The sequence below is a fragment of the Saccharopolyspora sp. NPDC002578 genome, from assembly GCF_053592695.1.
This window is the reverse complement of the sequence record NZ_JBSFWJ010000005.1, coordinates 82,938-101,716: the sequence shown is the minus strand read 5'-3', so window position 1 is coordinate 101,716 and position 18,779 is coordinate 82,938. Positions and strand designations below refer to the sequence as shown.

Below are 18,779 nucleotides of genomic sequence, written 5' to 3'. Positions count from 1 at the left end.
TTCACTCCTACCTTCGAGTTTCCCGGGCAGGACCAGCCGACGTGGTGCGGCCGGCCCTGCCCGCTGCCGAGTCAGTTCATGGTCGGGATGGTGAAGCTGGCGCCTTCCTTGAGCCCGGAGGGCCAGCGCGAGGTCACCGTCTTCGTCTTGGTGTAGAACTTGATCGAGTCCGGCCCGTGCTGGTTGAGGTCGCCGAACCCGGAGCGCTTCCAGCCGCCGAAGGTGTGGTACGCGATCGGCACCGGGATCGGGACGTTCACGCCGACCATGCCCGCGTTCACGCGGCTGGTGAACTCGCGCGCGGCGTCGCCGTCCCTGGTGAAGATCGCGACGCCGTTGCCGTACTCGTTCTCGCTGGGCAACCGGAGCGCTTCCTCGTAGTCGGCGGCGCGCACGATCGACAGCACCGGCCCGAAGATCTCCTCGCGGTAGATCCGCATGTCCGTCGTGACGTGGTCGAACAGCGAGGCGCCCGCGAAGAACCCGTCCTCGTGGCCCTCCAACGAGAACCCGCGGCCGTCGACGACCAGCTCGGCGCCCTCCTCGACCCCGGCGGCGACGAGCTCGTCGACCCGCTGCAGCGCCTGCTTCGTCACCAGCGGGCCGAAGTCCGCGGTCTCGTCGAAGCTGGTGCCGATCTTGAGCTTGCGGACCCGCTCGGTGAGCTTGTCCACCAGCGCGTCCGCGGTGGGCTGCCCCACCGGAACCGCCACCGAGATCGCCATGCAGCGCTCGCCCGCCGAGCCGTAGCCCGCGCCGACCAGCGCGTCCACCACCTGGTCGAGGTCGGCGTCCGGCATCACGATCATGTGGTTCTTGGCGCCGCCGAAGCACTGCGCGCGCTTCCCGTGCGCGGCGGCGGTGCTGTAGATGTACTCGGCGATCGAGGAGGAGCCGACGAAGCCGACCGCCTCGATGCGCGGGTCGGTGAGCACCGCGTCGACCGCGACCTTGTCGCCGTTGACCACGTTGAGCACGCCCGGCGGCAACCCGGCCTCGATGAACAGCTCCGCGAGCCGCAGCGGCACCGAGGGATCGCGCTCGGAGGGCTTGAGCACGAACGTGTTGCCCGCGGCGATGGCCGGCGCCGCTTTCCACAGCGGGATCATCGCGGGGAAGTTGAACGGCGTGATGCCCGCGACCACACCCAGCGGCTGGCGCATCGAGTACACGTCGATGCCGGTGCCCGCGTTCTCGCTGTACTCGCCCTTGAGCAGGTGCGGGATGCCGACGGCGAACTCGGCGACCTCCAGGCCGCGCTGGATGTCGCCCTTGGCGTCGGGGACGGTCTTGCCGTGCTCGGCGGACAGCAGCCGGGCCAGCGAGTCCATCTCCTCGTTGACCAGCTGCAGGAAGCGCATCATGATCCGGGCGCGCTTCTGCGGGTTCTGCGCCGCCCACGCGGGCTGCGCCTCCGCGGCGTTGGCGATCGCGGCGGAGACCTCCTGGGTCGACGCCAGCGGCACCTTGGCCTGCACCCGCCCGGTGTTCGGGTCGAAGACGTCACCGAAGTTCCCGGAGGTTCCGGCGACACGCTTGCCGCCGATGAAGTGCTCCAACTCCTGGGACATACCGCACCGCACCTTTCGCCGATCTCACCGTTGATCCCGGACGGGCCCGCGCTCACCGGATCGAGCCTTCCCCGGTTCGCAATTTAGTCGGGCTTCCAACCTTCGGTCACCCAATCATCACTCTAGTCGGTCCGGCTGCTACAGGTGCCGCACGTCACAGCATTCGAACGGGTGAAGCCCTCGTTCGGCCGATTCCCGGGAGGAGGTGCGCGCCGCCGTTGAGCTGCGAGGAGGGCCGGAGTCCACGGACGTCGAAGCGGTGCCGCTGCACGCGCCGAGCGGACCACCGGCACCGCTCGCGAACCGGATTGCCCCGGCTCAGCCTGCGGTCCCGGCCGCCGCCGCGATCGTCTCGGCGATCAGGGCGAACGACATCGCACCGGGATCGGAGGTGCCGAGGCTGCGCTGCGCCATCGGCCGGGCCCGGCCGACCTTCGGCTGCAACGACGCCGTCTCCCCTGCCGCCGCACGGGCCGCCTCGGCCGCGCGCGCCCACGAACCGGAACCGGCGAACTCCGCCGCGAACGGCGCGATCGCGTCCACCATCGTCTTGTCCCCCTGCTGGGCCCCGCCCGTTCGCACGATCGACTCCGCGAACGCCGCCACCCCGGCGGCCAGCTCGGCGGCCGACGGCGCCTCCCCGTCGGAGAGCTCACCGGCGAAGGCGCGCAGGCCGGTGCCCCACAGCACGCCCGAGGTCCCGCCCGCCCGCGCTGCCCAGGCATCGCCGGCCCCCGCCAACGTCGAGCGGACCCCCGCGCCCGCCCGCACCGCGGTCATCGCGGCCGCGTGCGCGGCGCCGGTCCCCCGCGCCATGCTGCGGCCGTGATCACCGTCGGCGGCGACCGCGTCGAGCCGGTCGATCTCCGCGGCGTGCGCCTCGATCACCCGGTGGATCTCGCCCAGCACCGAGGCCGCCGCCGTCGCGGCCCGGCGGGACTCCAGGAGCGATTCGGGGTACGCCCGCAGGCTCGCGGGAGCACTATCCGCGACGGCCCGCACCGTCGCGGTCCGCGGCCGAGCGCGCTTGCGGTACGCGGGAGCGTCGGCCGAGGCGCGCCAGAACCGCTCCAGCTCCTCGTCCAGCCACACCAGGGTCAGCGACACGCCCGCCGTGTCGAGACTGGTCACGAGCTCGCCGGACTCCGGTTCCACGGCCTCCAGCCCGGCGCCGCGCAACCGCGCCGCGATCCGGGACCACAGCACGAACAGCTCCTCGTGCTCGGTGCGTCCCAACCCGTTGAGCACCACGCCGACCCGGCCGCCCGCGCCGGCCGGGGACTCCGCCAGCACCCCGTCGACGACGACGTCGGCGAGTTCCGCCGCCGTGGAGAAGCCCACGCCGGACGCCGCCGGCTCGCCCCGCGCACCCGGCCCCAGCCCGACCTTGCCGACCGGTTCCGTGAACAGCGGACCGTCCCGCCCCGGCAAGGTGCACCCGTCCACCGCGACGCCGAGGGTCCGGGTGCGCTCGTTGGCGGTGACCGCGACCCGCTGCACCTCGTCGAGCACCAGGCCCTGGTCCGCCGCTGCCGCCGCCATCTTGAGCACCACGAAGTTCCCGGCGGCCCCGCTGCGCCGCGACGGAGCCTGCGCCGAAGCGATGTCGTCGGTGACCGCCACCGCGCGGCAGTCGATGCCGTCCCGGAACAACCGCGCCCGCGCGGCCTCGAAGTTCTCGACGGTGCCCGCGCGGTTGCCGAAGGCGAACAGCACGCCACCACCGCGGTGCGCGGCCCGCGCCACCGACAACACCTCCCGCGACGACGGCGAGGTGAACACGTCACCCACCACCGCGCCCTCGGCCAATCCCGCTCCGACGAGCCCGTGGAACGCCGGGTAGTGCCCGGAGCCCCCTCCGGCGACCACCGCCACGTTGCCCTGCGCCGACGGGACCGCTCGCACCACTCCGCCCTCGACCCTGCGCACCCGCGCGGCGTGCAGGTCGCAGAAACCGGCCAGCGCGTCCTCGGCGAACGAGGCCGGATCGTTGAACAAGCGCGTCATCGTTTCCCCGCCCCACCACGGCTTCGCGCCAGGCGGCCCGCGCGACGGCGCCGCCCGATTCTCGAAGCGCGCCCCCGGTCCGGCAGCACGCCGACCACCAGGGTGCGTCCGTCCCGGCCTCTCCCGCCGGGTGAACGCGCGGGGCGTCAGCGGCTCACAGCACCAGGTCCGCGGCCAGCACCAGCGCCAGCGCGACCACGGACATGATCGACTGGGCGACGGTGTAGACCTGGAAGGCGCCCCGAGTGGACAACCCGAGCATCGTGCGGAACATCCAGAAGGTGTTGTCGCTGACGTGCCCGCCGAAGCTCGCGCCCGCGGCGGCGGCCAGCGCCACCAGCACCGCGGGAGTGCCGAGTTCGCCGACCACCGGGGCGAGCAGCGTCGCGCCGGTGATCGCCGCGACCGACCCCGACCCCTGCGCCAGCCGCAGCAGCGCCGCGACCGCCCACGCCAGCAGCAGCGGCGACGCGCTGCCCGCGTGGAACAAGCCGGAGACGATGTCGCCCACCCCGGTCCGGCTGATCACCTCGCCGAGCGAGCCCGCGACACCGGTGAACAGCAGGATCGTGCCGCTCGTCGAAGCACCCCTGGTCAGCGCCCGTTCCACCGCGTCGCGCGACAACGTCCACGCCGTGAGCGCGCAGCCGATGAGCAGGCCGAACAGCAGCGCCACCACCGGATCGGCCAGGAACGAGACCCAGCCGATCTGCACGCCCGCCGTCTCCGTCACCGTGCCCAGCACGATCAGGGCCAGCGGCACCAGCACCGGCAGGACCAGCACGATCAGCGGCAGGGTTCGGCGCGGCGACTCCTCCGCAGCGGCCTCCACGCCCTGGGGGCCGCCGTCGGCGGCGACCTCGTCCTTCGCCGGATTCCACGTGCGGCGCATCAGCCTGCCGTGCAGGAACACCGAGATGACGATCGAGAGCACCCCGATCCCGATGCCGCACAGCAGCATCATGCCCGGCCCGACGCCCAGCGAACCGCTGATCGCCAGCGCCGCCGCGCCCGGCAGCACCATCAGCAGGCCCACCTCCAGGCCGATGGCCAGCGCCCCGCCGACGGCGGCGACGCTCGCCCCGGTGCGCGCCGCGACCGACCGGGCGATGGGTGCCAGCATCACCAGCGCCACGTCGAAGTAGATCGCCGGGAACACCACGCCGGAGGACAGCCCGAGCGCGTACGGCGACCGGGACTTGCCGAAGGCCTTCAGGAACAGCTCGACGATGCGCTGCAACGTCCCGGTCGCCGACAGCAGCGCGCCCAGCAGCACGCCGAACCCGATGATGAGGCCGACCTCGGCCATCAAGCCGCCGAAGCCGTCCGTGACGGCCTTCGCGGTCTCCTCGAAACCGAGGCCGGTGGCCAGCCCCAGGTAGAGCGAACCCAGCACCAGCACGATGACCGGGTTGAGCCGTGCCGCCACGATCAGCGTGACGATGCCGACCACGGTGATGGCCGTGTGCAGCAGGATGAGGGAGTTGGGCATACCACTCGTTCTTTCCGTGATCCTCGTCGTTGAGGCGGTGCGGCGGGTGGGCGGTCCCCGGCCGGTCGAGCTTCCAGGAGCACGTCGTCGCACGTCGCGAGGCACCTGGAAACGACGCGGCAGGCCGCGTGATCAGTTGATGTGCGAGCCGCCGTTGATGTCGAACGTGGCGCCGGTGATGTAGCCGACGGCGTCACCCGAGAGGAAAGCGATGGTGGCGGCGACGTCGGTGGTGCGGCCGTTGCGCCCGACCGGCACGCCGGCGATCAGCTCCTCCTTGCGCTCACCGGTCAGCAGACCGCCGGTGATGTCGGTGTCGATGAGGCCCGGCGTGACCGCGTTGACCACGACCCCGTTCGGGCCGACCTCCCGCGCCAGCGCCTTGGTGAGGCCGAGCACGGCGGCCTTCGCCGCGGAGTAGTGCGAGCCGCCGAACACGCCGCCACCGCGCTGCGCGCTGACCGAGGAGACGTTGACGATGCGGCCGTACCCGCGCTCCACCAGGCCGGGCAGCACGCGCTGGGTCACCAGGTAGGTGCCGGTGACGTTGACCTTGAACACCAGGTCCCACTCCGCGGGTTCGATGTCCAGGAAGCGGGTGGGGCGGGTGATGCCCGCGTTGTTGACCAGGGCGGCGACCGCCGGGAGCTCCGAGGCTTCGACCGCGCTGACAGCCACGTCGACCGACGCCTGATCGGTGACGTCGGCCCGCACGCCCAGCGCGCGGACCCCGTGCTCCTCGGCGACCAGGTCGGCGGTGCGCTGGGCGGCTTCGCCGTCGAGGTCGAGCACGGCGATGTCGAAGCCCGCGGCGGCGAGCTCGCGGGCCGTCTCCCGGCCGATGCCGCGTTCCGAGCCTGCGCCGGTGATCAGGGCGGTGCGAGCGGATTCGGACATGCGGGTCCTCCAAAACGGGTCGGATCTGCGGTCGGTCGCCAGGCTCGTGCGCTGACGCCGGAATCGGGGAGTGCGGCCGGCAGGTGCGGGTCAGTCCAGCAACGCGGTGATGGCCGCTCGTGCCGCCGCGGCCTCGGCGGGCCGGTCCTGCTCGGCGACGTCGTGGGTTTCGAGTTCGAGCACGTAGCGGCCGGTGTAGCCGTGGTCGCGCAGCGCCCGGACGACCCCGGCGAAGTCGGCCCGGCCGCGGCCGATGCTGAGGTTGATGTCGCCGGGTTCGGCGTCGCGCAAGTGCACGTGCTCGATGCGTTCGGCGAACTCCCGCGCGAAGGCGACCTCGTCGAACCCGCCCGCCACGACGTGGCTGACGTCGAAGACGAAGCCCGCCGCGGCCGCGGGAACCCGGTCCAGCAGCGCCTCGGCTCGCTCGGTCGTGTGGCAGAAGCGGTAGTGGTGCAGCCCTTCGACCAGCAGCCGCACCCCGCGCTGCTCGGCGAGCTCGCCGAGCAGGCCCAGGCCGTGCGCGATCCGGTCGAGATCGGCCGCCTCGTCGACGAACGGTTCCCGGTGCTGGGCCCCGCACGGCACGATCATCGCCGCGTTCAGGCTCGCGGCGAGCCCGATGAGCTCCCGGCCGGAGTCGCGCAGGTCGTGCTCGTCGAGCATCGGATCGTTCAGCGGGCCCGGGTCCACGTTGATCGCCCACGTGCGCGATCCGGACCCCCGGACCACGTCCACGAGCTCGTCCGCGGAGCCGGCCAGCGGGGTGGGGATGTGGTCGCAGACGCCGGGGAGGCCGCCGAGGTCGATGCCGTCGAAGCCGAGTTCCCGGATGACGGCGAGCGCCTCGCGCACCGGCCGCTGCCGGAACGAGATCGTCGAGCAGCCCAACTCCGGCATCCGCCTCACCCCTTCGTGCGTTAGGTAGCGCACAGTTAACGGCGAGTCTCGTCGACTGTCAACAGTCGACCGTTATTCGGCGAAGTGGTGGTGGATTACGATGAGCGCGACCACCAGCAGAGAGGCGATGCACAAGTGCCCCTGGATGTTCCGGCGCTCGGCGGCGTCGACCGGCAGACCTTGCGCGAGCAGTCGTTGCGGAAGCTGCGCGAGGCGATCAGCAGCGGCCAGCTCGAACCCGGCAGGCGACTGATCGAGACGGAGCTCAGCGATGCGCTCTCGGTCTCCCGGGGAACGCTGCGCGAAGCCCTGCGCCACCTGGTGCAGGAAGGCCTCGTGGTCGCCGACGAACGCGGCAAGCTGCTGGTGCGCGCCCTGACCACGGCGGAGGTGCGGGACATCTTCGCCGTGCGCGCCGCCCTGGAATCGCTGGCGGTGGAGGCGCTCTGCGAGGCGCCGGACCGGAGCACCAGCGTCGCGGAGCTGCGCGAATCGGTGGACCGGCTGCGCGACCTCGACCAGAGCATGGCGACGCTGGTCGAAGCGGACCTGGCCTTCCACCAGCGGATGTGCGAGCTCACCGGCAACGCCGCGCTGGTGCAGTCCTGGCAGCACATCTCCGGGCTAACCCGGGCCACCATCGTCCGATCCGGGCCGGAGCTGGCCGTGCGCAACATGGCCTGGCAGCGGCATTCCCCGATCGTGGACGCCATCGAGGCCGGGGACGCCGCGAAGGCCCGCGAGGTCGTGCGCGAGCACATGCGGGAGACCGCCGAGCGGATCGTGTCGGTCCTGCAGGACTGACCGGGACCGACGCCCCTGCCAGGTTCCGGAGCCGCGCCTATCCTGCCCGCATGGCCTCTGAGCCGGTGGACGTCTGGGCGATGGCCGACCTGATCACGCCCTTCGCCGTGCGGACCGCGGCCACGCTGCGGGTGGCCGACATCGTCCAGGACGGCCCGGTCCCGCTCGACGAGATCGCGAAGCGGTCCGAGACCCGAGCGGATCCGCTCGGCCGGGTGCTGCGATTCCTGGTTCGGCGCGGGATCTTCACCGAGCCCGAACCGGACGTGTTCGGCCCCAACGAGGCTTCCCGCTCGTTGCAGAGCAACGCTCCGGGCGGGAGCCGCGAATGGCTCGACCTCGACGGCGCCGTCGGCCGCGCCGACCTGGCCTTCGTGGAACTCATCGAGCAGGTCCGCGGGCACCACCCCGCCTACCGGGCCGCGTTCGGCCGCTCGTTCCGGGAGGACCTGGCGCACAGCCCGCAGTTGTCGGACTCCTTCGACGACCTGATGGAGTCCAAGTCCGGCGAGTTCGTCCCGTCGGTGGCGGCGTCACTGGCTTGGGACCGGTTCGACCAGGTCACCGATGTGGGCGGCGGCAAGGGCGTGCTCATCGCGGAGATCGTGGAGCGCTACCCCGCGGTGCGCGGCACGGTGGTGGACCTGGCCGGTCCGGCCCGCGCCGCGGAGGACTACCTGGAGTCCCGCGGCGTGCGGGACAGGGCCGAGGTGGTGGTCGGCGACTTCTTCGACCCGCTGCCCGCCGGTGCCGACGCCTACGTGCTGTGCGACGTGCTCAGCGACTGGGAGGACGAGGACGCGGTGCGCATCCTGACCCGCTGCGCCGAGGCGGCGGGCCCGGAGAGCAGCGTGATCATCATCGAGCTGCTGCCCGACCCGGATGGCGAGTTCACCGAGACGGACCTGCGGATGATGATCTACGTGGGCGGCCGGATGCGCGACATGGACCGCACGGAGCGGATCACCGCCGCCGCCGGGCTGTTCGTCGCCGCCGTCACCACGCTCGACGACGGCCACGGCATCATCGAATGCCTTCCCGACCGCTGAGCTCCGCGAGCCCCAGCGACACCCGCCACTTCTCCGGCAGATCCGCGGCGGCCGCCGCGACGTGCTCCTTGCGTTCCCGGTCCCCCATGCTCAGGGCGAGCACGTCGGCGACCGTGACCAGGTGGCCGGGCCTGCTGAGCACCTCGACCGGATCGTCCGCGGTGATCTCACCGTCCCGTTCCACCGCGAGGTAGGCGCCGGGACGCCCGACCTCGGCGAAGCGCTTCACCAAGCCCTTGACGTCCCAGAACCCGGCGAATACCCGGCACGGGTTGCGCGGCCCGGTCACGCGCAGCACGGCGTCGCCGATCCGCCACCGCTCCCCGACAAGCGCGGAGCTGGAGTCGCAACCGCGCAGGCTCAGGTTCTCGCCGGCGTTGCCGGGCACGAGTTCCTTGCCCAACTCCGCCGACCAGAAGTGGAAGTCCTCGACGTCGAAGGCGTAGGCGGCCTGGTACCAGGCGCCGTGGTGCTTGGTGTCGATCACGCGATCACCGCTCACCCCGGCCTCGGTGAACCTGACCGGGCCGGGCACCGGCCGCTTGTCGATGCCCGTGCTGCCCATGCGGCCGGTCCACTGACCGGTCCGGAGCACGGCGATGTTCACTGACTGCACATGACCCACCGGGCCAATCTATGTGCGCCGAGCCCGGCGACGCACCCGGATTTCACCCACACTCCGCCGGAGCTCGCAGCGAACGGGCCGCTGAGCACCGCGCCCTCAGGACCAGCGGGCGCGCGCGGCGTCGAGCGCGTTCTTGGCCTGCTCGTCGAGCGCCCGGACCAGTTCGGCGGCGGGCAGCGGAGTCGCCTGCGCGTAGGTCTGCCCCGCCCACAGCGACATCGCCTCCGGATCCCCGGCCGAGCTCGCCGCGCCCCGCACCGGTTTCGTGAGGTGGTGCAGCTGCGGGTAGGCGGCCGGGGCGTGCGGGCCGTGCTCCGCCATGAACCGGTTGACCAAGCCGCGCGCCGGACGTCCGCTGAACGCTCGGGTGATCGCGGTGCCCCTGGTCGCGGACGCGAACTCCGCGCGCTGCGCGGGCGCGGTCCCCGCTTCGTCGGAGACCAGGAACGCCGTACCGAGCTGCGCCGCCACCGCACCGGCCGAGAGCACCGCCGCCACGTCCGCGCCCGACACGATGCCCCCGGCGCCGATCAGCGGGAGATCGACCGCTCCGGAGATCACCCGCAGCGCGCCCAGCAGACCGAACAGCTCCCCGCCGGCCGCGGAATCCGCGTCGTCGTCGAACACCGCCCGGTGCCCGCCCGCCTCGGCGCCCTGCACGCACAGCAGGTCGACCCCGGCCGCCGCCGCCCGCCGCGCCTCCGCGGGAGTGGTGACCGTGCAGATCACCTGCGCGCCGGCCGCCCGCAGTCGATCCACAGTGGACTTCTCCGGACAGCCGAAGGTCAACGACACCACGGGAACCCGTTCGGCGATCACCAGCTCGACCTTCGCCTGGTACAGATCGTCGTCCCAGTGCCCGGATCCCGCCCGCACGCCGTAGCGCTCAGCCTCGGCCGCGACCCGCTCCCGGTAGTCGCCCAGGTCGAGATCGGCTCGCGGCCCCGGAACGAACAGGTTCACCCCGAACGGCTCGCCGGTGAGCTCGCGGACCCGCCGGATCTGCCCGGCCAGCGCCTCTTCCGCGAGGTAGCCCGCCGCCAGGAAGCCGAATCCGCCCGCGTCGCCGACCGCCGCCACCAGTTCAGGAGTGGAGATCCCGCCCGCCATCGGCGCCGCGATCACCGGAGAAGTCCGCCGCTCGATCATGCCCGGACCCTAGTGTTCACCCGGCCGCCGCGCGATGGCATCACCCCGGCCCGGCTCGTGAATCACCCCACGCGGCAACCGGGTTCGCCGCCGACGCACCGCCGACGACGGGCGCGTCCGGATGACATCGCCGCGCTCGGCCGATCCACGACGACTTCGAGCCACGTGCCGCGCGACGGCGCCACCACCGAAGGTCTGTGCCCCGGGACACGAGTGGGGCGAACGCGTACCGAACGGGAAAACGAGCTGTAAACGACCTTGCCCTGTGCCATCGCGACGGCGAATCTCTTGGCACACCAGCCAATTCGCATCGAGAACAGGTGATCCACATGAACACGACGACCGAGCAGACCGCCGTCGCCGAGCCCCGCACGCGCCTCCGGCGCTTCGCCTTCGCCGCCGTCGCCGTCCCCGCCCTCATGGTCGGCCTCGCGCTCCCGGCGAACGCCGCGGAGCTGACGCCGATCGCCGAGGCGCTGGACGCGACGCTGGCCAGCACGCTGTCCTCGATCGGCGCGGCGCTGGACGCGCTGGGGCTGGCGGCTTGATCCGGCGCACCGGCAGGCGCGCCTCGCGCGCGCCCCGGTGAATCGATCGGCCACCTGAGCGGGGCGGGAACCAGGCGCGGATTCCCGCCCCGCTCTCGTGCGCGCGTGCCCTGCGCGGTGGCCGGACGGCCCGCCTTCACGGCCGCAACCCCGCCACCAGGTCCGAGGCGGTGAGCTTGACGGGGAACGGGCGCTGCACCTCGAACACCTCGTCGTTGCGCACGCGGGCGATCCGCTGGTATCCGGACCCGCCCACGAGCTCCCACGCCGCGATCTCGGGTTCCTCCAGGTCGGGGTCCACCAGCCAGAAGAACCGCACGCCCAGCTTCGCGTAGATCGCCTTCTTCAACGTGGTGTCCTTGAGCCTGCTGCTCGCCGAGATCACCTCGACCGCGAGCTCCGGCGCCGCGGGCAGGTTCCGCAGCGTGAGATCGTCGTGGCGCGCCACCAGGACGTCGGGCCGCAACTCCGTGAACGGGTCCGGGCGCACCGCGAACGGCGCGGGAAGCACCCGGTACTCCGAGGTGCAGGCGATGTGCAGCTGCGAGGCCAGTTCCACCACCGCCGCCTGGTGCGGCCACCCCGGCGCCGCGCTCACCATCAGATCGCCGTCGATCAATTCGTAGCGCCTGCCGTCCTCCGGCGAACCGTCCAGGTCGTGCACGCTGAACGGCCGTCCCGCTCCCGATTCGATCCGCATGATCGTCCCCTTCCGCTGGTGCCTGCTGCCCGGTCGGCGCGAGCGCCGACGCGAACCGGTCTGCGATGAAGAGGGACGAGACCGCCGATCTGATACAGCCGTCACCGGAAGGTGTGAGCGCAAAAAAGTGGGCGGGAATCCCCATCGGAGATTCCCGCCCACTCGCACCATTGCGATCACTCACACCCCGCCACAGGGCCGCTGGTGCGTCTGGGGTGAGCGCTCCCGCGACGAGCGCTCATCCGTTTTTGTGCTGCGGAGGCGGGCACCGAGGTGCCCGGCGCGGCAGGCCCCGGCCGCCGCTGGCCGGAACCGCCGCTCCCCCGCCCGATCCGACACGGCAGGGCATCGGATCACGTCGCGATCAGAACTGCGCGGCCTCGGTCGACCCGGCCAGCGCGGTGGTCGACGAGTCCGGGCTCACCGCGGTGCTGATCAGGTCGAAGTAGCCGGTGCCCGCCTCGCGCTGGTGGCGGGTGGCGGTGTAGCCCTGCGCCTCGGCGGCGAACTCGCGCTCCTGCAGGTCCACGTAGGACGTCATGCCGTCCGCCGCGTAGCCCTTGGCCAGGTCGAACATGCCGTAGTTCAGCGCGTGGAAGCCGGCCAGCGTGATGAACTGGAACTTGTAGCCCATGTGGCCGAGCTCCCGCTGGAACTTGGCGATGGTGCTGTCGTCCAGGTTCTTGCGCCAGTTGAACGACGGCGAGCAGTTGTAGGCCAGCATCTGGTCCGGGTACTTGTCCTTGATGGCCTCGGCGAACCGCTTGGCCACCTCCAGGTCCGGCTTCGAGGTCTCCATCCAGATCAGGTCCGCGTGCGGCGCGTAGGCCAGACCGCGGGTGATGCAGGGCTCGATGCCGTTGCGGACCTTGTAGAAGCCCTCGGAGGTGCGCTCGCCGGTCACGAACTGCTGGTCGCGCTCGTCGACGTCACTGGTCAGCAGCGTCGCGGCCTGCGCGTCGGTGCGGGCGACGACCAGCGACGGCACGCCCGCGACGTCCGCGGCGAGGCGGGCGGCGTTGAGCGTCTTGACGTGCTGGCTGGTGGGGATGAGCACCTTGCCGCCCAGGTGGCCGCACTTCTTCTCGGAGGCCAGCTGGTCCTCCCAGTGCACGCCGGCCGCACCGGCCTGGATCATGCCCTTCATCAGCTCGTAGGCGTTGAGCACGCCACCGAAGCCGGCCTCCGCGTCGGCGACGATCGGGGCCATCCACTGCGTCGGCTCCGAGTCGGTCTCCTCCGTCTCCGGGTCCAGCGCCTCGGACCAGCTGATCTGGTCGGCGCGCTTGAGGGCGTTGTTGATCCGGCGCACGACCTGCGGGACCGAGTTCGCCGGGTAGAGGCTCTGGTCGGGGTAGGTTTCGCCCGCCAGGTTGGCGTCGGCGGCGACCTGCCAGCCGGAGAGGTAGATGGCCTTGAGCCCCGCGCGAACCTGCTGGACGGCCTGGTTACCGGTCATCGCGCCCAGCGAGTTGATGTAGTCGGTCTCGTGCAGCAGGTTCCAGAGCCGCTCGGCGCCGTTGCGCGCCAGGGTCTGCTCCTCCTGCACGGAACCGCGCAGCCGGACGACGTCCGCGGCGGTGTGGGTACGCTCGATTCCCTTCCAGCGGGGGTTGGTGTCCCAGTCGTGCTGGAGTTCTTCGGCGGCCTTGATCGCCTGCTGGCGGGTTCCAGGCTGGAGGCTCATGGTTCTTCCCCTTCCGGGATGTTCGTTGCGGCGTTGCTGAACCCAGTGTTGCCGGAGAACAAGCCCATTCCGAGAAGAAATCCGTGGAAATTTCGTGGATTTTTCTGCTAGCATCAACGACATGGCCGAGTTCGCCGCTGAAGAAGACCGCAATTTTTCCACCGACCAAGACCTTCTGGTCTTCGGGCAGCGGTTGCGCCACCTGCGCCGCGCCGCCGGGCTCACCCTCGTTGAGCTGGGCGAACGCGTCGGGCGCGCACCCTCGCAGCTGTCCCTGCTGGAGAACGGGCACCGCGAGCCGAAGCTCTCGCTGCTGCGCGCGCTGGCGGACGCGCTCGGGAGCTCGGTGGACGAACTGATGTCGAAAAAACCGCCGAACCGCCGCGCGGAGCTAGAGATCGCCGTCGAGCAGGCTCAGCTCGACCCGCTGTACCAGCGGCTGGACGTGCCACCGCTGAAGGTGGGCAAGCGCGTGCCCACGGAGGCGCTGGAGCACGTGCTCGCGCTCTACGACGAGCTCAAGCGCCGGGAGACCAAGCAGGTCGCCACGCCGGAGGAGGCGCGCAAGGCGAACGCCGAGCTGCGGCGGATGATGCGCGAGCACGGCAACTACTTCCCGGACATCGAGCAGGCCGCCTCCGGCATCCTCGACCGGGTCGGCTACCACGGTGGCGCGCTCTCCGAGGGCCTCATCCAGTCCATCGCCACGCACATGGGCTACGGCCTGCGGTTCGTCACCGACCTGCCGCGCTCGGTGCGCTCGATCACCGACCTGCGCCACAGCAGGATCTTCCTGCGCCGGGAATCGCTGGGCATGCACAGCCCGCGCACCATCCTGCTGCAGACGCTGGGGCACCTGACCCTCGGCCACAGCCAGCCTCGGGACTTCGCGGACTTCCTGCGCCAGCGGGTGGAGGCGAACTACTTCGCCGCGGCCGTGCTGATGCCGGAGCGGACGGCGGTCAGCTACCTCAAGCAGGCCAAAGCTGATCGCGACCTGGCGGTCGAGGACCTGCGGGACGTGTTCTCGGTGTCCTACGAGATGGCCGCGCACCGGTTCACCAACCTCGCGACGCAGTACCTGGACCTGGTCTGCCACTTCGTGCGCAACGACGAGACCGGCATCATCTACAAGGCGTACGAGAACGACGGCCTGGTCTTCCCCACCGACCCGGCGGGGGCCATCGAGGGCCAGCGGATGTGCCGGCACTGGGCGGGGCGCACGGTCTTCGCCTCACCGGACCGGTACTCGACGCACTACCAGTACACCGACAAGCCAGGAGCCACGCACTGGTGCGTCGCGCACGTCGACCCGAACCGGGGCCGCGACTTCGCGATCACGCTGGGAGTGCCCTACACCGAATCCCGCTGGTTCCGCGGACGTGAGACCACGAACCACTCGAAGTCGCGCTGCCCCAACGGCGAATGCTGCCAGCGCCCGCCGACAGAGCTCTCGAACCGGTGGCAGGGCATGGTCTGGCCGTCAGCGCGGGCGCACTCCCACGTGCTCTCCGCACTGCCGTCCGGAACGTTCCCCGGCGTGGACGAAGCCGACGTCTACTCGTTCCTCGAAACGCACTGACCGAGATCGCCCGCCTGCGTCACGACCGCAGGAACGGACGAGCAGGACCAACGCACGGCCGCCATCGAAGCGCCCTCACCACGGGACTTCGATGGCGGCATCGGCTCGATGCGCGCACCCCTGATTCCGGGGGCGATCACCGTGCGCGGCGCCTCTTCGGTTCGGCCGATTCCATCACGAGGTCGACGAACCGGGACGCCGCCGGGGACAGCGGTCCGGGACGCCAGAACAACCGCCCGGCCCGGACGACCTTCGGGCGCAACGGCAACACCGTCGCCCCCTCCCGCGCGGCACCGGCCGCCATCGACTCCGGCAGCAAGGTCACCCCCGCCCCGGCCAGCACCAGGGGCACGACCATCGCCAGGTGCACCGTCTCCACCGACACCCGCGGTCGCAGGTCGCGGGCGGCGACCACGTCGTCGATGACCCCGCGGGTGGCAGTGCCCTCCGGTGTCGTGACGAAGTCCAAGGCGGCCAGCTCGGACAGCCCGATCCGCTTGGTGGTGCGCTGGCCGGGCGGCAGCACGGCGTAGATCTCCCGGCCGGGCAACCGAATCCCGTCCATCCCCTCCGGGTCGGTTCCGGAGTCGACCATGCCGAGTTCGCACTCACCCGCACGAACGATGCCGGTCAGCGACTTTCCCGACTCCTGATCGACGACCCGCACGTCCACCTGCGGGTGGTGGTGGAGGAACTTCCCGATCAGCCCGGCGAGCGGATCGATGGCGAGCGTGGTCTGCGCGACGATGTCCAACCGACCGGAGGTCAACCCCAGGACCTGGCGCACCGAGTCCTGGGCCGTGGTCAGGTCCCTCATCACCTGGCGGCCCGGCTCCAGCAGCGCCTCGCCCGCCGGGGTCAGGCGCACCCCGTGCGGGAGGCGGTGGAACAGCTTGCCGCCCAAGCGGTTCTCCAGCTGGCCGATCGCCGCCGACAGCGACGGCTGCGCGACGTGCAACGCCTTCGCGGCACCGGTGAAGCTGCCGTGTTCGGCGACGGCCAGGAAGTACTCGACCTCACGACGCTCCACGACCGCCTCCTCTCACATCCGGTCACCGTAACCATCCCGGACACGACGGTCTGCGCAAGCGCTCCGGCCCGGCGGCGACCGCCGGGCCGGAGCGGAACCGCTCAGTCGTGGGCCGCGCGGAAGCGCTCCCGCGCCTCGGCGTCCGACGAATCGCTGGCCAGGTCGTCACCCAGGTCGAAGCGCACCGACCGCAGCCGACCGGTGAACGCGTTGTCCACCGGCGCGTAGTCGTCCACCACCGGAGAGGCCCGGTCCACGCCGATGTCGAACGTCTCGTCGAAGGCGAAGTAGTACGGGATGGTCGCCTCGACCCGCCCGGTGGCGACCTTCGCGCCGTCGACGTCCAACCGGGCCGTCCCGCCCTTGCCGACACCGCCACCGTCGTAACCGAAGTCGAGCCGCACCTCGTGCACGCCCGGCTCCAACCGCTCCCCGGCGATCTTGTAGATGTCGGTGCCGAAGTAGTTGTAGGCGTAGCTGGGACGGCCCTCGTGGAAGTACAGCGACCAGCCGCCGAACCGCCCGCCCTGCGCCACGACCACGCCTTCGGCGCCGCCCTCCGGCACCTCGACCTGCGCGGTGATCACGTGCGACCGGTTCTTGATGTTCGGCGCGGTCTCCTCGGTGAGCCGCTTGGCACCGGCGTGGAAGGTGATGGTCTTGCGGTCGCCGAGCAGGTCGAGCCGACCGGCCTCCTTCGGGTTCTCCCGCTCCGTCATCCGGTCGTCGAGCGGGAACACCTGGTGCTTGGCGGCCTCCACCAAGAACAACTGCTGCAGCTCGCGGAGCTTGCCGGGGTGCTCGGCGGAGATGTCGTGCGCCTGGCTCCAGTCCACGTTGGTGTCGTAGAGCTCCCAGCGGTCGTCGTCGAAGGACCGGCGAGTGCCGTCCTGCACCATCTCCCACGGCGTCCCGTGCCGGGTCACGGCCATCCACCCGTCGTGGTAGATGCCGCGGTTGCCGACCATCTCGAAGTACTGCACGCGGTGCCGGTCCGGCGCCGCGGCGTCGTTGAAGCTGTAGAGCATGCTGGTGCCCTCGATGGGCTGCTGCGGCACGCCCTGCACGGAACTCGGGTGCGGAATGCCCGCGGCTTCCAGGATCGTCGGCACCACGTCGATCACGTGGTGCCACTGGTCCCGGACACCGCCGCGTTCCTCGATGCCCTGCGGCCAGTGCACGATCATGCCGTCGCGCGTGCCGCCGAGGTGCGAGGCGACCTGCTTGGTCCACTGGTACGGCGTGTTCATCGCCAGCGCCCAGCCCACCGGGTAGTGCGCGTGCGTCGTGGCATCGCCGAGCGCGTCGCGGTTCGCGTTGATGAACTCGGCGCTGTCCGGGATGCCCGTGGCGAAGCGGTGCTCGTTCAACGTGCCGCCCAGGCCGCCTTCGGCCGAAGCGCCGTTGTCGCCGAGGATGTAGATGAAGATCGTGTTGTCGAGTTCGCCCAGCTCGTCCAGCGCATCGACGAGGCGGCCCACCTGGTCATCGGTGTGCTCGGCGAAACCGGCGTAGAGCTCCATCAGCGAAGCGGCCGCCTGGCGCTCCTCATCGGACAGCTCGTCCCAGTGCGGCACGCCCTCGGCCCACGGCGCGAGCTCGGTGTCCGGCGGCACCACGCCCAATTCCTTCTGGCGCTGCAACGTGATCTCGCGCTGCCGGTCCCAGCCGTGGTCGAACTTGCCGCGGTACTTGTCCCGGTACTCCTGCGGCACGTGGTACGGGGCGTGGGTCGCGCCGAACGGCAGGTACGTGAAGAACGGCGTGTCCGGTTTCAGCGTGTGCTGGGTCTGCATCCAGTCGATCGCGTGATCCACCAGGTCCTCCGAGAGGTGGTAGCCGTCCTCCGGGCGGCGGTCCGGCTCCACCGGGTTCGTGCCGTCGAACAGCACCGGGTACCAGTGGTTCATCTCCGCGCACAGGAACCCGTAGAACTTCTCGAAGCCCTCACCGGTGGGCCAGCGGTCGAACGGACCAGCCGGGCTCACGTCCCGCGCCGGGGTCTGGTGCCACTTGCCGAACGCGGCCGTGTTGTACCCGTTGCCGTTGAGCAGCTGACCGATCGTGGCGGCGCTGCGCGGGCGGATTCCGCAATAGCCGGGCGCGGCGCTGGCCATCTCGGTGGTGACGCCCATGCCGACCGAGTGGTGGTTGCGGCCCGTCAGCAGCGCCTGCCGCGTCGGCGAGCAGATGGCGGTGACGTGGAACCGGGAGTAGCGCAGTCCACCGTCGGCCAAGCGCTGCGCCGCGGGCATCTCGCACGGCCCGCCGAACGAGCTGGACGCGCCGAAACCCATGTCGTCGATCAGGACCATCACCACGTTCGGCGCACCGGCCGGTGCGTTCAGCGGCTGGACCGGGGTGAAGGCGGGGTCCTGGTCTCGTGCGTCGAGAGATGTTGCGGAAGCGGGCGGGGCGTCCGGGATCGGCAGGTGTTCACGCGATACGTCGGATGCTCCCATGTGCTACCTCCTGTGCGATGCGGTGAACGGGCACGGGAGGCGAAACCGCAAGCGGCGCAACGAATTCCGGGTCTCCACGATGCCGACCGAATGCTAGTCGGCGAGTGGCCGGGAGCAAGGGTTCCCACGGGCCGGACGCCGCTGGTCAGCGAGGTCCACGACACATCCGGCGAGCATCGCGCCTGGTGATCATGCATGCCGATGACGGGAAGACCGATTCACGATGCGCGCCATAGCCGACGCCTATGGCGCGCACCTCGCCGACGGTGCGACACC

Annotated in this window: 15 protein-coding genes; 4 read left to right on the top strand and 11 right to left on the bottom strand. The window is 71.2% G+C overall.

Annotation, left to right across the window (positions count from 1 at the left end; all coding sequences use genetic code 11):
* Nucleotides 1-71: 71 nt before the first annotated feature.
* From ACWD38_RS04560 to ACWD38_RS04540, 5 genes are all read right to left on the bottom strand, one after another.
* The gene (locus ACWD38_RS04560) at nucleotides 72-1,571 is read right to left on the bottom strand and encodes a CoA-acylating methylmalonate-semialdehyde dehydrogenase (RefSeq protein ID WP_184477697.1); all 1,500 of its coding nucleotides are present in this window, start codon (nucleotides 1,569-1,571) and stop codon (nucleotides 72-74) included.
* Between the two features lie 318 nt (nucleotides 1,572-1,889).
* Nucleotides 1,890-3,578: a dihydroxyacetone kinase family protein gene (locus ACWD38_RS04555; protein WP_184477696.1), complete on the bottom strand. Its 1,689-nt coding sequence runs from the start codon at nucleotides 3,576-3,578 to the stop codon at nucleotides 1,890-1,892.
* A gap of 154 nt (nucleotides 3,579-3,732) precedes the next feature.
* A complete protein-coding gene (locus ACWD38_RS04550) occupies nucleotides 3,733-5,070 on the bottom strand; it encodes a GntP family permease (protein ID WP_450123353.1) in 1,338 nt (445 codons plus the stop codon).
* A gap of 132 nt (nucleotides 5,071-5,202) precedes the next feature.
* Nucleotides 5,203-5,967 (bottom strand): SDR family NAD(P)-dependent oxidoreductase, encoded by a 765-nt coding sequence (locus ACWD38_RS04545; protein WP_450123352.1) that lies wholly within the window; start codon nucleotides 5,965-5,967, stop codon nucleotides 5,203-5,205.
* Nucleotides 5,968-6,057: 90 nt separating this feature from the next.
* On the bottom strand, nucleotides 6,058-6,867 hold the full coding sequence (locus ACWD38_RS04540; RefSeq protein WP_450123351.1) for a sugar phosphate isomerase/epimerase family protein: 810 nt from the start codon (nucleotides 6,865-6,867) through the stop codon (nucleotides 6,058-6,060).
* 135 nt (nucleotides 6,868-7,002) lie between these two features.
* Here ACWD38_RS04540 and ACWD38_RS04535 point away from each other — a divergent pair, with 135 nt between their 5' ends.
* On the top strand, nucleotides 7,003-7,671 hold the full coding sequence (locus tag ACWD38_RS04535) for an FCD domain-containing protein (RefSeq protein WP_184477692.1): 669 nt from the start codon (nucleotides 7,003-7,005) through the stop codon (nucleotides 7,669-7,671).
* A gap of 50 nt (nucleotides 7,672-7,721) precedes the next feature.
* Nucleotides 7,722-8,720, top strand: a complete 999-nt coding sequence (locus ACWD38_RS04530) for a methyltransferase (RefSeq protein WP_450123350.1) — start codon at nucleotides 7,722-7,724, stop codon at nucleotides 8,718-8,720.
* Here ACWD38_RS04530 and ACWD38_RS04525 read toward each other — a convergent pair.
* Both ACWD38_RS04525 and ACWD38_RS04520 read right to left on the bottom strand, forming a co-directional pair.
* Entirely contained in the window at nucleotides 8,695-9,345 is a 651-nt protein-coding gene (locus ACWD38_RS04525) for an MOSC domain-containing protein (RefSeq protein WP_450123349.1), read from the bottom strand. The two genes, ACWD38_RS04530 and ACWD38_RS04525, sit on opposite strands and share 26 nt — an antisense overlap.
* A gap of 96 nt (nucleotides 9,346-9,441) precedes the next feature.
* Nucleotides 9,442-10,494: an NAD(P)H-dependent flavin oxidoreductase gene (locus ACWD38_RS04520; protein ID WP_450123348.1), complete on the bottom strand. Its 1,053-nt coding sequence runs from the start codon at nucleotides 10,492-10,494 to the stop codon at nucleotides 9,442-9,444.
* A 329-nt stretch (nucleotides 10,495-10,823) separates the two neighbouring features.
* Here ACWD38_RS04520 and ACWD38_RS04515 point away from each other — a divergent pair, with 329 nt between their 5' ends.
* Nucleotides 10,824-11,042 (top strand): hypothetical protein, encoded by a 219-nt coding sequence (locus tag ACWD38_RS04515; RefSeq protein WP_184486138.1) that lies wholly within the window; start codon nucleotides 10,824-10,826, stop codon nucleotides 11,040-11,042.
* A gap of 136 nt (nucleotides 11,043-11,178) precedes the next feature.
* On the opposite strand, the gene ACWD38_RS04510 is transcribed toward ACWD38_RS04515, so the two are convergent.
* A complete protein-coding gene (locus ACWD38_RS04510; protein ID WP_184477690.1) occupies nucleotides 11,179-11,742 on the bottom strand; it encodes a Uma2 family endonuclease in 564 nt (187 codons plus the stop codon).
* A gap of 364 nt (nucleotides 11,743-12,106) precedes the next feature.
* On the bottom strand, nucleotides 12,107-13,429 hold the full coding sequence (aceA, locus tag ACWD38_RS04505) for an isocitrate lyase (RefSeq protein ID WP_184477689.1): 1,323 nt from the start codon (nucleotides 13,427-13,429) through the stop codon (nucleotides 12,107-12,109).
* A 121-nt stretch (nucleotides 13,430-13,550) separates the two neighbouring features.
* Between aceA and ACWD38_RS04500 the strand changes: the two genes are divergently transcribed.
* Nucleotides 13,551-15,011: an XRE family transcriptional regulator gene (locus ACWD38_RS04500; RefSeq protein WP_184484812.1), complete on the top strand. Its 1,461-nt coding sequence runs from the start codon at nucleotides 13,551-13,553 to the stop codon at nucleotides 15,009-15,011.
* Between the two features lie 136 nt (nucleotides 15,012-15,147).
* Here the strand turns inward: ACWD38_RS04500 and ACWD38_RS04495 are convergent, their stop codons facing one another.
* Nucleotides 15,148-16,041: a LysR substrate-binding domain-containing protein gene (locus ACWD38_RS04495; protein WP_184477688.1), complete on the bottom strand. Its 894-nt coding sequence runs from the start codon at nucleotides 16,039-16,041 to the stop codon at nucleotides 15,148-15,150.
* Between the two features lie 101 nt (nucleotides 16,042-16,142).
* Nucleotides 16,143-18,503 (bottom strand): arylsulfatase, encoded by a 2,361-nt coding sequence (locus ACWD38_RS04490; protein ID WP_450123347.1) that lies wholly within the window; start codon nucleotides 18,501-18,503, stop codon nucleotides 16,143-16,145.
* Between the last annotated feature and the right edge of the window lie 276 nt (nucleotides 18,504-18,779).

Excerpts from the sequence above, each read along its gene's own strand:
- ACWD38_RS04560 (WP_184477697.1), bottom strand. The coding sequence starts at position 1,571 with ATGTCCCAGGAGTTGGAGCACTTCATCGGCGGCAAGCGTGTCGCCGGA.
- ACWD38_RS04555 (WP_184477696.1), bottom strand. The coding sequence starts at position 3,578 with ATGACGCGCTTGTTCAACGATCCGGCCTCGTTCGCCGAGGACGCGCTG.
- ACWD38_RS04550 (WP_450123353.1), bottom strand. The coding sequence starts at position 5,070 with ATGCCCAACTCCCTCATCCTGCTGCACACGGCCATCACCGTGGTCGGC.
- ACWD38_RS04545 (WP_450123352.1), bottom strand. The coding sequence starts at position 5,967 with ATGTCCGAATCCGCTCGCACCGCCCTGATCACCGGCGCAGGCTCGGAA.
- ACWD38_RS04540 (WP_450123351.1), bottom strand. The coding sequence starts at position 6,867 with ATGCCGGAGTTGGGCTGCTCGACGATCTCGTTCCGGCAGCGGCCGGTG.
- ACWD38_RS04530 (WP_450123350.1), top strand. The coding sequence starts at position 7,722 with ATGGCCTCTGAGCCGGTGGACGTCTGGGCGATGGCCGACCTGATCACG.
- ACWD38_RS04520 (WP_450123348.1), bottom strand. The coding sequence starts at position 10,494 with ATGATCGAGCGGCGGACTTCTCCGGTGATCGCGGCGCCGATGGCGGGC.
- ACWD38_RS04515 (WP_184486138.1), top strand. The coding sequence starts at position 10,824 with ATGAACACGACGACCGAGCAGACCGCCGTCGCCGAGCCCCGCACGCGC.
- ACWD38_RS04510 (WP_184477690.1), bottom strand. The coding sequence starts at position 11,742 with ATGCGGATCGAATCGGGAGCGGGACGGCCGTTCAGCGTGCACGACCTG.
- aceA (WP_184477689.1), bottom strand. The coding sequence starts at position 13,429 with ATGAGCCTCCAGCCTGGAACCCGCCAGCAGGCGATCAAGGCCGCCGAA.
- ACWD38_RS04500 (WP_184484812.1), top strand. The coding sequence starts at position 13,551 with ATGGCCGAGTTCGCCGCTGAAGAAGACCGCAATTTTTCCACCGACCAA.
- ACWD38_RS04490 (WP_450123347.1), bottom strand. The coding sequence starts at position 18,503 with ATGGGAGCATCCGACGTATCGCGTGAACACCTGCCGATCCCGGACGCC.